The sequence below is a fragment of the Kutzneria sp. NPDC052558 genome, from assembly GCF_044547355.1.
Classification (GTDB): domain Bacteria; phylum Actinomycetota; class Actinomycetes; order Mycobacteriales; family Pseudonocardiaceae; genus Kutzneria.
In genome coordinates, this window is sequence record NZ_JBIUAG010000006.1 from 25,516 (window position 1) to 38,918 (window position 13,403).

At 69.1% G+C, this 13,403-nt stretch carries 6 protein-coding genes; 2 read left to right on the top strand and 4 right to left on the bottom strand.

The genetic code is table 11. The features are described 5' to 3' along the window. Window positions 1-126 precede the first annotated feature (126 nt). Window positions 127-3,078 (bottom strand): NACHT domain-containing protein, encoded by a 2,952-nt coding sequence (locus ACIG5F_RS12925; RefSeq protein ID WP_396517815.1) that lies wholly within the window; start codon window positions 3,076-3,078, stop codon window positions 127-129. A gap of 460 nt (window positions 3,079-3,538) precedes the next feature. Between ACIG5F_RS12925 and ACIG5F_RS12930 the strand changes: the two genes are divergently transcribed. After that, a complete protein-coding gene (locus tag ACIG5F_RS12930; protein ID WP_396517816.1) occupies window positions 3,539-3,793 on the top strand; it encodes a hypothetical protein in 255 nt (84 codons plus the stop codon). Between the two features lie 243 nt (window positions 3,794-4,036). Here ACIG5F_RS12930 and ACIG5F_RS12935 read toward each other — a convergent pair whose 3' ends face one another. Beyond that, window positions 4,037-8,746 (bottom strand): tetratricopeptide repeat protein, encoded by a 4,710-nt coding sequence (locus ACIG5F_RS12935; RefSeq protein WP_396517817.1) that lies wholly within the window; start codon window positions 8,744-8,746, stop codon window positions 4,037-4,039. Window positions 8,747-8,933: 187 nt separating this feature from the next. Between ACIG5F_RS12935 and ACIG5F_RS12940 the strand changes: the two genes are divergently transcribed. Beyond that, on the top strand, window positions 8,934-11,069 hold the full coding sequence (locus tag ACIG5F_RS12940) for an ATP-binding protein (RefSeq protein WP_396517818.1): 2,136 nt from the start codon (window positions 8,934-8,936) through the stop codon (window positions 11,067-11,069). 3 nt (window positions 11,070-11,072) lie between these two features. On the opposite strand, the gene ACIG5F_RS12945 is transcribed toward ACIG5F_RS12940, so the two are convergent. Both ACIG5F_RS12945 and ACIG5F_RS12950 read right to left on the bottom strand, forming a co-directional pair. Further along, a complete protein-coding gene (locus ACIG5F_RS12945) occupies window positions 11,073-12,170 on the bottom strand; it encodes a ThiF family adenylyltransferase (protein ID WP_396517819.1) in 1,098 nt (365 codons plus the stop codon). Between the two features lie 430 nt (window positions 12,171-12,600). Beyond that, window positions 12,601-13,107 (bottom strand): hypothetical protein, encoded by a 507-nt coding sequence (locus tag ACIG5F_RS12950; RefSeq protein WP_396517820.1) that lies wholly within the window; start codon window positions 13,105-13,107, stop codon window positions 12,601-12,603. Window positions 13,108-13,403: the final 296 nt, after the last annotated feature.

The window sequence follows — 13,403 nt, forward strand, 5'->3', positions numbered from 1 at the left end:
AAAGGCTCACTGAGACGAGCCATGAGGACACAACGACTTGTACGTCGGGATGACCCGCGCGACCCGGGGAGCCGGGCACGTGCATCCCGGGCCAGCACCGTCCGACCTGTCAAGCATCGACGAACGCTAATAAATCGTCGCGGCGTCGACAAGCACCAGATCTATGCCGCCGGCCGCCCACCGTGAGACAAACGCGTGAACCACAGGCGAAAGCCACTCTCGCGCGGCGTCCGTCAACAGCGCGGTCTTCCCGCCATAACGCACTTCGCCGGCATTGGTCATCAGCACCGACAGGGGATGCGTCGGCGGCTGCCTGAGCCAGCTCGGCAGGGGCTCCGGGCCGAGCTCGGACGGTAGCCGGTCACGAGCGGCCGCGCGCGCCTCCCAGAGCAGGCAGGCACACAACACCATCGTGTCGAAGGCGGCGGTGCCGGTCGGCGTGGTATTCGGTGCGTCTTCCACGTCCATGTCCCACCAGGGCAACCTCGACAGCCGCACCCAGGGTGTCGGGGCGGCCGTCAGCGTAGCCGCCAACTCCTCGGCCCAGGTGCCGGCTAGCGGATCGACGACCCACGGGAACTCTGGGCGCCATTCGAGGTCGTGGTCGAGCAGGACCTGCTGCTGGATTATCGGTGCCCGACGGTAACTGGTTCCCCATAACGGCGAGCCCTCACACACCGCAGCCGCCCCGTGCAACTCGATCGCTTCGACAATCGACAGGTCTCCGCCGAAGACAGCCTCGACCGCCGCCCACGCGCGCTTACTCGCCAGCTTCCTGAAGACGGGACGGAGGGTCACCGCGTTAGTGACCGACTCGCCGTACCAGAAATCTCTGAGCGAACGCCACAGGGTCGGCGGAATGCCGAGGAGGAGCTGATCCAGTGCCACGGCCAGCGCCGCCGAGATCCCGGCCGGGTTCTCGGCCCGGGCATGCTCCGCGATCATCGTGGCGATCGGACCCCGGTTCTCGGGGGATGCGACCAGGAGCCAGCCAAGGGGCGACTTGCGCCGCCACGGGGTCGGATCCACACGTGCGGCATCGCCGTCCATGGAGCTGGCCAGCTCCCAGCAGGCGTCGAAAACCCGATGGCGAAGGCGCGGTGTGGGAACGAAGCTGGACAGCAGCTTCGCCGCGAATGTCAGGATTGGCACGCGGTCATCGAGCGGGCGGGCATCGGCGTCGCGGAGAAGCAGTTCGAGGAAGTCGTCGGCTCCGTCATCGATGTGCCGGTCGAGCAGGAGCACGGCGAGTTCGGTGACAACGTCCCACTCCTCGTTGCGAATATGTGGCAGGAGGACATCCAGGAGGTTCCTCGCCCCCGGATGAGTCCGCACCAGCTGGTTTGCCGTAAAGAACTCGAGAAAAGTGCGATGGGTGAACGCGAACAACGGTTCGCCGTCGCTTGTCGTGCCGACTTCGGTGAGCACCCAGGCCCGGCCCCGGCAGTATTCGACGAAAGCCGTGGCTGCCGCCTCCGCCTCGTCCGAATCCTCGAAGCGCTTTCTAAGCAGGAACCGCTGCGCGGCGGCGGTGAGCTCCCATTGGGTCACCGCCGGCTTGGTGTTCCCGTTGGTGAACATCCATTCGGCCAGAAACCACAGCACCGGACGCACGTGCTGTTGGAACGGCAGCGAAACCTCGATTCCTCGCTGACGGTCCCACCGTTCGAACAACAGCACCGAGCAGCGTTCGTAGAGGTCGAGCCGGTTGCGCGGAATGTATCCCTCGCCCCGGTACAGCGCGCACATGAGCGAGAGCATCAAAGCATTGCGGCGAAGGTCGGGGGCGTAGGCCGACTCGAGGACGAACGCCTTGGCCAACTCCCGCCGTTTAGGCTGGGACAGATCCCGGTCCAGCCCGAACCATTTGCCGGCGTAATCCTCGACCTGGGCGTCGTCGAAGTCGGCCAGGCGCAGGTGCGCGAACAGCGCCGAATCGAGCGGTGCCTGCTCGTAGCCCACCAGCCGGGACGTCACCACGACGGTGGCTGTCGGGTAGGCGTAGGCGAAGGCCTCGACCGCTTCGACGATCTTGCGTCGGAGTGACGTGTCGAGCAACTCGTCCAGACCGTCGAAGATCACCACACCGCACCCGTTGAGCAGCAGGTACTCCACGCAGTCGGGCGGCGGCTCGATTTGGTAGCGCGCCCCCACCATCGCCTGCAGGTAGCGGGCGACGGAGAGCTGCTCCCGCTCGACGAACCCGGCGTAGTCCCGCATCACCACTAGAAACGGCACCGTGCCACGTAGCCGGGCCTCGGTGGCCCGGGCGATGCGACACGTGATCATGGCTGCCAGCGTGGACTTCCCACAGCCGGGCTCACCCAGCACCACCGCGCGCAGACATCGCGTCAGGACATCCTTCGAGGCGATGCGTTCCGGCTCCTTGACCATGGCCTCCGCGCTGTGCTTCTCCAGCTGCGGCTCCACGTAGATACTGGCCAGCGGCACCCGCCGGCCGGATTCGGTGTGTTGCAGCCGGACAAACCCCTCCACGCGGCCGATCTGGGAGCGCAGCGCGCGAACAAACGCCTGCGTGTCGTCGATCGTGCGCAGTCGCTCGAGCAGTTGGCAGTTCCGCGCCGCAGCGGCGGCGCGCATGCTGACCGTCACCGCCATCCCCGGTATCGCCGCGACATGCGTCGGGTCGCCGGCCTGGCCAACCGTCAGTACCACAGCGGACCACAGCTCGTCGAACAGCGCCGTCGCGATGGCGTCGACGTCGGGGCCGGACACGACACCGTGCAGTCGGAGCGAGCGAGTCAGTCCGGAACGCAGGTCGGCGACATACTTGTCCGGCTGTTTGTGTTCCAGCACCAGGCCGGTGAGCGCGATCGCGACCTGCTCGAAGTCGGGGAGCCGGACGTACGCGACCAACCGGGAGACCTCAACCGGCGCCAAGCGCTCGGCAGGTTGGTCGAGGCCGGTGGCTGGCCGCTCCAGCAGAGCCTGGATCGACCGCCGCACCTTCCGTTTGCGGCGAACCTCACGCAGCAGTTCGGGAGCCAGCCCACCGAGCACCTTCGCAACGGCCCCTCCCGCAGTTCTCGCGATGGTGGGCGTGATGGCAACGTCCATCTCCCTACTTTCCCATCGACGGGTCACGGCAGGGCGACATTTTCCTTCCACCGCAACGGTTGGAGAGGTCGGATGACCCGCCGAACGTGAAAGGTGGGCGTATGCGATACCTGCTACGGTGCGTGCCGGCCGGGCTGTTGGTGACGGCATCGGCTCAATGCACCACGAGCGGGCCGCCTGTCGTCCGTGCGGCGGTCTGGCCAATCAACACTCCAGCGAGCAGCGTCAGCACGACGACGTCACCGAGCCCGACGACCAATGCACCGACGCCCGCAGGTCAGCCCTGCCGTTGACCGGCCGACACGGGCTCCGTGTCCCAGGTGATCACCATCGTCGCGAGGAGCGCATCCGCCACCACGGCCCAGTTGCGGAATCGACTAAGGCCACAGGCGGCTGGCAAAGGTCAGCGCGGGCATTCCGGCCAGCATCGGCTCGGACAGGGCTGATCACGCACCCCAGCGTGAGCCTGTCCGCGACTCCGATCGGCAGCTTCACGCTGACCCGGGCCATCGGCCGCGAGGCCAACCCAGGCAACACCCTGCCCTACCGGCGGACCACCCCCGACGACTGGTGGGGCAGCCCACCCGGCCCGCTCTACAACACCCACCAGCGCTGCGCCGGCGGCTGCGCGTTCGAACACCGGCGCCGGCAACCCCAACGAACACGCCGAAGGATCCTCGGCGGGGTGATCAACAAGTACCGGCGGGCAGCCTGAGCTGACAAGCAAAACCCATGGTCACCGCCTCCGCATCGACTTTTGGCACAGCCGGACCTGGGCGCTCACCGTGGCCAAGAACCTGTTCCCCAGCAGCTACACCGAGTTCAACGCGGTAAAGGCCGCCTGGGACGCCATCAGTGTCCCGGCTCAGGACGGCGACCCGGCCTGCGGCTGACCCGCTGATTGTCCACCGCACAACGGACGGGAAGACGGCCACCGCCGTCTCCCCATTCCCTTGCGTCAACGATCCCACTGAGCCAGCGAGCGGCGGGTCCGCTCGGTGATCGGATGGTCGTCCCCCAACGTGCGCTGATACTCCGCAGCCAACAGCCGGAACTGGGCGGCCGCCTCGGCGGCCCGGCCCGCACGGGCGGTGAACGTGGCGAGGTCGTACCGGGTGGCGAGGATGCGGGGATGAGCCGCGCTCAGCACCCGGAGGCTGTCGGCCAGCAGGGCTTCGAGTTGCTGAACCGCGGCGTCGAACTCGCCAGTGTTGCCCAACCAGTGCGCGATGTTGCCACGGGTGATCAAACTGCGAGGGTGGTCTGGCCCGAACACCCGCAGCCTGTCAACAAGAAGTTCTTCGCACAAGCCGAGGGCCGTCACATGATCGCCGCTACGGCCGATCCAGTGGGCCACGTCGCCGCGGGTGATGAGGGTCTGTGGATGGTCGGGGGCGAGAATAGCGAGGCGGTCGGCGAGCAGCTCGGTAAATTCGGCGGCGGCGCTGGCGGCATCGCCGGCCTCGCCACGGGCGCGAGCCAGGTGGTGGCGGGTGGCCAGGGTGTGCGGATGGCGCGGGCCGAGCAGGAGCATGCGGTCGGCCAGCACGGACTCGAACAGGTCGACCGCGGCGGCGTAGTAGCCCGCTTCCCCACACCAGTAGGCGCGATCGCAGCGAGTGATGAGCGTGTGCGGATGGTCCGGCCCGAGCAGCCGGAGCCGATCCGACAGCAGTGCTTCAAACTGCCCGAGCGCACCGATCGGGTCGCCGGCTTCGCCGCACCAGCGCGCGAGGATTCCCCGACTGATCAAGCTGTGGGGATGGTCCGGGCCAAGCACACGCAAACGGTCGGCCAGTACGGACTCGAGTTCGTTCACCGCGCCCGCGGCGTCGCCAGACTCCCCGCGCCAGCGCGCGAGGTGATCACGGGTGGACAGCGTGTCGGCGTGGTGCGGCCCCAGCACGGCGAGTCGATCAGTCAGCAGATCGGTGAACATCGCGATCGCACCCGGCACGTCACCGGCCTTGCCGGTGTAGCGGGCAAGGTCATGGCGAACGGCCAAGCCGCGCGGCGCAGTCGGCCGATCGGCCAGCAGGCCGGCCAGCATCGTGACCGCCTCCCGCGCATCCCCCGCCTTGCCGGTGAACCGTGCCAAGTCGTGGCGAGTCTGCAACGTACGCGGATGGTGCGGTGCCAACAGCCGGCGTTGATCCCCGAGCAGCGCGGTGAATTCGGTGAGCGCGCCACGCGGATCGCCCAGCTCGCCGCGCCAGTACGCCAGGTGACTGCGAATGATCAGGGTGTCGCGATGATCCGCGCCTACCACGCGCTGGCTGTCGGCCAACAGATCGGACAGTTCCCCGACGGCGCGGAACGGGTCGCCGGATTTGGCCCGCCAGTGCGCCAAATCGCGGCGCGTGACCAAGGTGGCCGGATGGTCGGGGCCGAGGATCCGCAACCGGTCGGCCAACAACGCGGCGAGCTCGGCGACCGCAGGTAGGGGCGCACCGGCGGCACCGCGCCAGTGGGCCAGCTCGCCGCGGGTCATCAAGGTATGTGGGTGGCTGCTGCCCAGCAGCCGGAGGCGATCCGCCAGCAGCGCCTGAAGTTCCTCCACTGCCTGAACATGCTTGCCCGCTTTGCCGCGGGCGCGGGCGAGAAAATGACGGGTGATGAGGGTCCGCGGATGCTCGGGCCCCAGGATCCGCAGGCGCTCGGCGAGAACCGCCTCGAACTGGGTGACAGCGCCGGCCGGGTCTCCGGATTCTCCACACCAGTAGGCGTGATCGTGGCGGGTGATGAGGGTGCGCGGATGTTCAGGCCCCAGGATTCGCAAGCGGTCATGGAGCAGCTCGGCGCAGTCCCGGGCCGCGCCGGCGGGATCGCCGGCGTCTCCCCGCGAGTAGGCCACTTCGCTCCGCGTTATCAACGTCTCCGGATGGTCCGGCCCCTGCACGCGAACGCGATCCTCCAGCAGCGCCGCGAACTGGCGCAGCGCCCGGCGCGGGTCGCCGGCCTTGCCGACGAACTTGGCCAGGTTGTGCCGTGAGAGCAGGGTGTTGCGGTGATCGGGGCCAAGCACCCGAAGCTGGTCCGGTATGAGGCGTTCGAGCAGCGCGGCCGCACCGGCGGGATCACCGGCCAGCCCCCGCGCGTACGCCTGCCCGTGCCGGTCGGACAGCACGTCGACGTGGTCGGCAGGCAGCAGCGCCAGCCGGTCGGTCAGCAGCGCGGTGTACTCCTCGCTGGCGCCAGTCGCGTCCCCCGCCTCACCCCGCCAGTACGCGAGCGCCCGGCGGGTGGCCATGGTGTCGATGTGGTGCAGTCCCAGCACGCGCAACTGGTCGGCAAGCAGTGACTCCAGCTCGGTCACCGCCGCGGCCGGATCTCCGGCATCCCCAATCCATTTCGCCAGGTTGTAGCGGGTACGCAGCGTTGCCGCGTGGTCCGGCCCATGCAGCCGCCGGTGGTCGGCCAGCAGGTCCCGGAACTGCGCGATCGCGGCGTGCGGGTCGCCGGACTCCCCGGTCCAGCGCGCGTGGTTGGTGCGGGCGGTGAGCGTGTCGACGTGCTCGGGGCCGAGCATCTCGATGGCCTCGTCGCGCAACCGCGCGTAGTACTCGACGGTGGTGTGGAGCTGGCCGGTGTCGCCGAGACTGCGCCCGGCCCGGTAGAGGACCGCGGGACCGGTGTCCGACCACAGCAAGCTGCCGGTCCGAGCGTGCAGGGCGTCGCTGTTGGCCCGCAGGACAGCGGCCAGCGCACGGTCACGCTCGATGTCCCACGGCCACATCTCGAACAAGGCAGTGCCGGCGGTCCGTGCGGTGACGGCCAGCTGCGCGGCCGGCAGGCTCTCACTGGCGACGCGCTGCACCAGGGCGTGCACACGGATCTCACGGTGCGGGGCGTCGGGATCCAGAGTGATCAGGTTGAGCCGATGCAGGCAGGACAGCGACTCGGTCGCGGCGGCCGCGTCCACCTCACACCCGGCCGCCCGCGTGAGATAGGCCAGCGCGGTCGGTGTCGCGAACAACGCGAGCGGGATGCCGTTCGGGTCCAGCACCGAGGCCAGCTCCAGCGCGGGCGCAGCCAGCCCGGCTGGCGTGAGCTGGTTGGCGTGGGTGATCGACAGGGACCAGGTCGCGGTCAGGGTGCTGTGGTGGTCGTCGGGCAGCGCTTCGAGGTCGGGCAGCACGTCGGCGAGGGTGCGGCGGCGGTCGTCGAACCGGTCCTGGTACTCGGCGCAGGTCATCGCGCCTCGATCGGCGATGTAGGCCGCGGCCTGCGCCAGGGCGAGCGGCAGGTGGCCCATGGCCGTCGCCAGCTCGGCGGCCCCTGCGGCTTGAGCCGGTCGCTCGGCCAGCTTGGCGGTCAGGTAAGCCACGGACTGTTCCGGAGTGAACGAGTCGACTTCCAGAAGCTGCCGCCGGTCTCCCCGGAGTGCGGCGTCCCGCCGTCGGGTAGTCACCACGACGCGGCCGGTGCCGGTGTGCGGCGGCCAGAGTCCGCGCATGTCCGCTGGTGAGCGCAGGTCGTCGAGGACGAGCAGCCAGCGCGTTGTGGTCACCGCCAGCCAGCTCAGCAACCGCTGCGCGCCCTGCTCGACGTCGGAGTCGTCGGCGCCAACAAGTTCGGTAGCCAGGCGGGCGTAGCCGGAGGTGATCGCGTCGCGGCTGCCCGCGGTGATCCAGGCCAGCACGTCGAGGTCGCCCGCGTCCCACAGGGTATGGGCGAAGTCGGCGGCCAGCTGGGTCTTCCCGACCCCGCCCAGTCCGGACAGCACCCGCGTGTTCGCGGCTGCTAATCCGGTCAACACCACGGTTCCCGAGCGCGGGACGCTGTCGGCCAGCAGGCGCGCGGCGTCACGTTGTTGGAAGCATCCGGCGCGAGCGGGCACGACGCCGAATCGGACCGGCTGGGTGGGGTGCCAGCGCGGCGTGGCTGGCTCAGGAGTTCGCGGACCGGCGCTCAACGGGTAGGCGAACGACGCCGCGACTGGGAGTGCGCTGCCGCGCGGGGCGCGGTCTCGCAGTGCGAGCATCTGCCGGACCCGGTCGCGCAACCATTCGGTGGGGCGGTGCCTGTCAGGCAGGTGGTCCAGGTAGTCCGCGATCTCCGCGTGCCGTCCGAGCGTGGCCATCGCCTCGATCCGCAGCGCGTACAGGCGTTCGTCGTGCGGCCAGCGCCGAGTGTGCTGATCGAGCTCAGTCAGTGCGGTGTCGCGCTGGTCGAGGGCAAGCCGCGCCGTGGCGTGCCGCAGACACGTGTCACGCCACTGGTTGTCCAGATCGGTGCGGAGGTTGGCCAGCCGGCCGCCCTTGAGCCCGGCGAGCGGTTCGCCGCGGAACTCGCTCATCGCGGCGCCGAGCTCCCGCAGCAGCACCGTGGAGTCGGTAGCGGCCTTGGCCGCCGCGAGGTGGCCGAGGAACCGGTGGTAGTCGACGTGCTCGGGGTCGACTGCCAGGCGCTGGGTGCTGTTGATGTGCTGCATCTCGGTGCCAAGGGCCGATTGCAGCGTGGACCGGAGATCGCTGACGTAGCGGTACAGGGTGGCGCGGTCGCGCTGCTCCCCGCCCCACAGCCAGCCCATGATCGCGTCGTTGCTGACCGGCTTGTTCAAGTTGAGCAGCAGCAGCGCCAGGATCGCGCGGACCTTCGGCACCATGGGCACGAGGCCGCCGTCGTCGTCGAAGGCCTGCACCGGCCCCAGAACGCGAAGTTCCATCGGGTCCCCTCGACTGTCCCGCGCAGCCGGAAAGGTTCACCTAACCAGATCTCTCCGACTCATACGGGCGGCTCGACGCCGCGTTCGGGTGATCGGGACCAGGCTAGTACGGGAAGGTGCTCCATCAGAGTGGAAGTGCGCCCGCATAGCTCTCGGCATCGAGTGCGCGCCGGACAGACTGTCAACCATGGCGGTTCCGGACGATGTCAGCAACGCGGTCACCAGTGACGCGGTGGGGTCCGTCATCCAGGCCGGCACCATCAACAAGGTGATCGTCCACGCCGGCGAGCACACCGCGCCCGCGCCGGTGCCGCGGCAGTTGCCCGCGGCGGTACGGGATTTCACCGGCCGCGACGGGCAGGTGGCGGCGTTGGACGCACTGCTGCCGACCGCCGACTGCACGGCGGCGGTCGCCGTGATCGACGGTGCCGGCGGAGCCGGCAAGACCAGTCTCGTCGTGCACTGGGCGCACCACGTCCAGGACAGGTTCCCGGACGGCACGCTCTTCGTGAACCTGCGGGGATACGGCCCCAGTGCTCCCCTGGACCCAGCCCTGGTGCTGACCGCCTTTCTAACCGCGCTGGGGATTCCGGCGGCCCGGCTGCCCATCGACTTGGACGCGCTGGCCGGCATGTACCGATCGGCCCTGGCCACCCGCCGGGTGCTCGTCGTGCTGGACAACGCGGCAAACGCGGCACAGGTGCGGCCGATTCTGCCGGGCGGCGCCGGCTGCATGGCCATGGTGACCAGCCGAGACAGCCTGACCGAGCTGGTGATCATCGACGCCGCCAAGCGCGTGCGGCTCGACCTCTTCTCGACGGACGAGTCGCACGGCATGCTCCGTGGCCTGATCGGGTCCGGCCGGTGCGATGCCGAGCCGGATGCCGTAACTGATCTCGTGCGGATCTGCGCGGGTCTGCCATTGGCGGTCCGCGTCGCGGCCACGCGGCTGGCCGGGCGGCCGCACCTCCTGGTCGCCGATGTCGTCGCCGACATCACCGACGGCCGTCGACTTCATGACGACGCCATGTCCGGCGGAGCGAGCGACGTCGACGCGGCCGTGCAGTCGGTGTTCGACTGGTCCTACGCGCGCTTGCCTGACGACCAGGCCCGGGTGTTCCGCCTGCTGGGTTTGCACCCGGGTCCCGAATTCGACGTGCGCGCGGTGGCGGCGATCACCGGTCTTGGCACAGGCACGGCCTATCGGTGCCTGGAAGCGCTCGCCGAACTGCACTTGGTCGAGCCGGCCGGCCGCCGTCGCTACGCGACGCACGACCTGCTGCACTTCTACGCCGCGCGGCGCGTGGAACTCGACGACGCGCCGGCCGACCGGCAACAGGCGACCAGGCGGGTGTTGGGGTGGTACGCGGGCACAGCCCAGTATGCCGACCAGACCGCCTTTCCCGCCTTTGTCGGCCACACGCCGGAAGTGCCGGCCGTCGCCCCGACAGTCTCGTTTGCTGACCGGGCCGAGGCGATGTCATGGTTCTTCGCCGAGCGCCCCAACGTCGTCGCCGCGGTCCGCCAGGCCGGCGCGCTCGGCGTCCACGATTCCGCCATCGCGTTGGCCGTGTACAGCCGATTCCTGATCGCCAGAGAGCGCGCGTGGTCGGCGCAGCATCTGGAGATCACTGCTGTGGGAATCGCCGCCGCGCACCAGGCCGGCAATCTCCATGCCGAAGCACTCCTGCTGAGCATGCGGGCGGAAACCTGGTGGTATCTGGGCAAACTCCAGGATGCCGATGCCGACCTCGCCAAGGCCATGGTCATCGCCGACGGACTCGCCGACGCGCCGAGCCAGATCGCGTGCCTTCTCGGGTTGGGCCTCGTGCGACTGGACCAGGGACGCCTCGACGAGGCGACCGAGTGCTACCACCGCACGTTGACCTTGGCCACAGGCTTGGGCCTGACCCGCACCGAAGCAGTGGTGCACTGCAATCTGAGCGACATCTGCACCCGGCGCGGCGATTTCCGGCAGGCTCTCGTGCACGCCGATCGTGGCCTGGCGTTGCGCCAAGCAGCCGGCGACCGCATCGGTGAGGCATACGCCTTCCTCGTAGCGGCGGTGGCTTGGCAGGGGCTCGGCGAGCACGAGACGGCAGTGTCCGTGTGCAACCGCGCGGCCGAGGTGTACCGGTCGTTGGGCCATGTCGACGGTGGCCTTGCCTCGGTGTTGTTGACGCGTGCTACGTCGTCGGAACACCTCGGCGATCCGCGCGCCGCGGTGCAGGCATGGTGCGACGCAGCCGAGGTGCTTACTGCATTGGACGATCCCCGCGTGGACGAGGCGCTGCAACGGGCCGCAGAGCTAGAACGCCAATGAAGGTCACTTCGTAGCGCACGCGGGACAGTCCGCTCGGGGTTTGGTCAGGCCAAGCACCACGCTGTCGTCCAAGGTGACGAGGTTGAGTCCATATTCACGGTTGGCCGGAAGACGGGGCGCGCCGGTGATCAGGCTCATCGCGGCGTGGGCGACCAGGTGACCGGCGATCCCCGCGGAGACGGCACTGCTCGCCGCCAGTTCGTCTGCCGGCCCGGTCGGCGGCCACGTCGTTGTGGGCAAGCCACTCTCACGTTCGCGTGCGGCCACGTAAGCGCAGTCGTAGCACGGGCCGCCGCCGGGTCTGTACAGCCCTAGGTTGATCTGGGGCCCGTGGTAGCCGCTATGTACCCAGTTCGTGCCCGTGCGCAGGCAGGACTCGTTGGTCCAGGAGCGGATCTGCGCCGGGGAGTCCGCCGTCAGCACCAGTACGTCGCATCCTGCGGCGAGCGCCGCCAACGCTGATGGGCCGGTGATCGTCAGTGCCTCGCCCGTGACGGTAATGTCCGAGTTGTGCGCGCGCAGCCGGCGCAGGGCGACGTCGAGCTTGGGCTCGCCGATGTCCTGCTCGGTGTAGAGGATCTGCCGGTTGAGATTGGACAGGTCGACCCGGTCCGGCTCGACGAGATGCAGCGTTCCGACACCGGACATCGCCAGCGATAGGGCTGCGGTGCTCCCCGCGCCGCCAACTCCTACCACCGTCACTCGCGCCTGCCGCAACAACAGCTGGGTGTCCCAACTGGACTGTCGCGGAGTGCGGTCCATCCACTGCCACAGAGCCCGGCTGCGGCTGTACCGCTCCTGCTCTCTGATGGTCAGTCCCGCCGGCGGCGGCTCGGCCGCGTTCTCGACATAGCCGGCGCGCACCAGCGCGCCGAGATCTTCGAGTACGTCCGCGGCCGACCGGCCAGGGAACCGGTGGACCAGCTCGGTGATGATCTGATCCACCGTCCTCATACCGTCCAGGGCTCCCAGCAGCGCCCACACCCACCCGTCGGGGTCGGTGACATTCGCCGCGATCTTCGGCACCGTGCCGCCGATCCGCACCAACCTCGCCCCGATCCGCACAGGCCGGTGTTCCCACTTGATTCGCGGGCGATACATGGAAACTCCTCCTCAGTGATCACTTCACGCGTTGGCCCTCGGGCTGAACGTCATCCGCGGCTCGATCTCCTGGAACTCGATCATCGCGCCAACCTCCTCTCGCTCTTGGGCTGGCGGCAGGATGCAGGGAGACACCCTTGCGGCTCGCATCCCGGCACCTGGTCGTGGAAGGCCGGCGGTGTCATGACATCCCTCCGTTCGCGGATCATCTCTGGCTCCTCGGTCGTGCTGTACCAAGCATCGGCCGCCCATCTGGTAGAGCGGCAGGAAGGCCGAGTGGGAGGTCATGTGGGAGTTTTGCTGGGAGGCTCCGACCTGCGGCAGAAGCGGACGTTTGGATCGGGTGGTCAGGGTGTGGGCGTGGCTCGGGCCCAGCACCCGTAGCCTGTCGGCGAGCACCTCCTCGAATGCGGGTAGCGCGCCGGCCAGGTCACCAGCGCGCCAGCGTCAGCTGGCGATGTTGTTCACGTAGCGCTAGCCCCTGCCACGGTTCCTCGGCTTCAGGCAGACACCGGGCGGCTGACCTGGTAACGCCTGTCCTGGCGGGGGGAACGGCTTCGAGCGCAGCCAGGACAACCACGAAGTAGGCCGAGAACACCACCGCGAGCACGACGGCGTCCAGCGGCGCCGAAAGCGCGAGACCGGCCGCGCACAACGCGGGCACGACGACGATCGGAACGGTCAAAGCGGCGGAACGAATGCGTTTCGGGGCAGCACGCCATATCAGCATGGCCCAGGCCGCCGTCTCCTGACGCAGGAGCGGCACCAGCCACGCGAGCACCGCGGCAGCCAGGACATCGGCGACCACGGCACCGGCTGCTCTGAGATCCCCCAAGGCCGCACCGATCACGACCCCGACGGAGACGCAGGCGAGGAACAAGAACCGCCTGGGGTTCGTCGAGTGGTACGGGCCCAGGCACCACATCAGCTTCAGCACTCCGACCGGATGGCCAGCCTCGGTGACCGGCGCGGGCGGGTCCGGCTGGCACGACGGCAGGACCGGAAGTGGATCGCCGCGGTGAACCTGGCCGACCTTCGGCCACAGATGAGGTATGCCCCGCACGGTCAGCCAAACGCCCGCGTACCAGTCACTGGCCGCCGCGCGGGTGCCGAGCTCGTCGAACTCGCCTGCTCGGCCAGCACCCGCGCCAGCCGTTCCGCCGGCCGCCAGTTGCCTGCGTCCGCCTGCGCACGCAGTTCACCGACGTCGCCGACAGCACGACTCCGCAGACG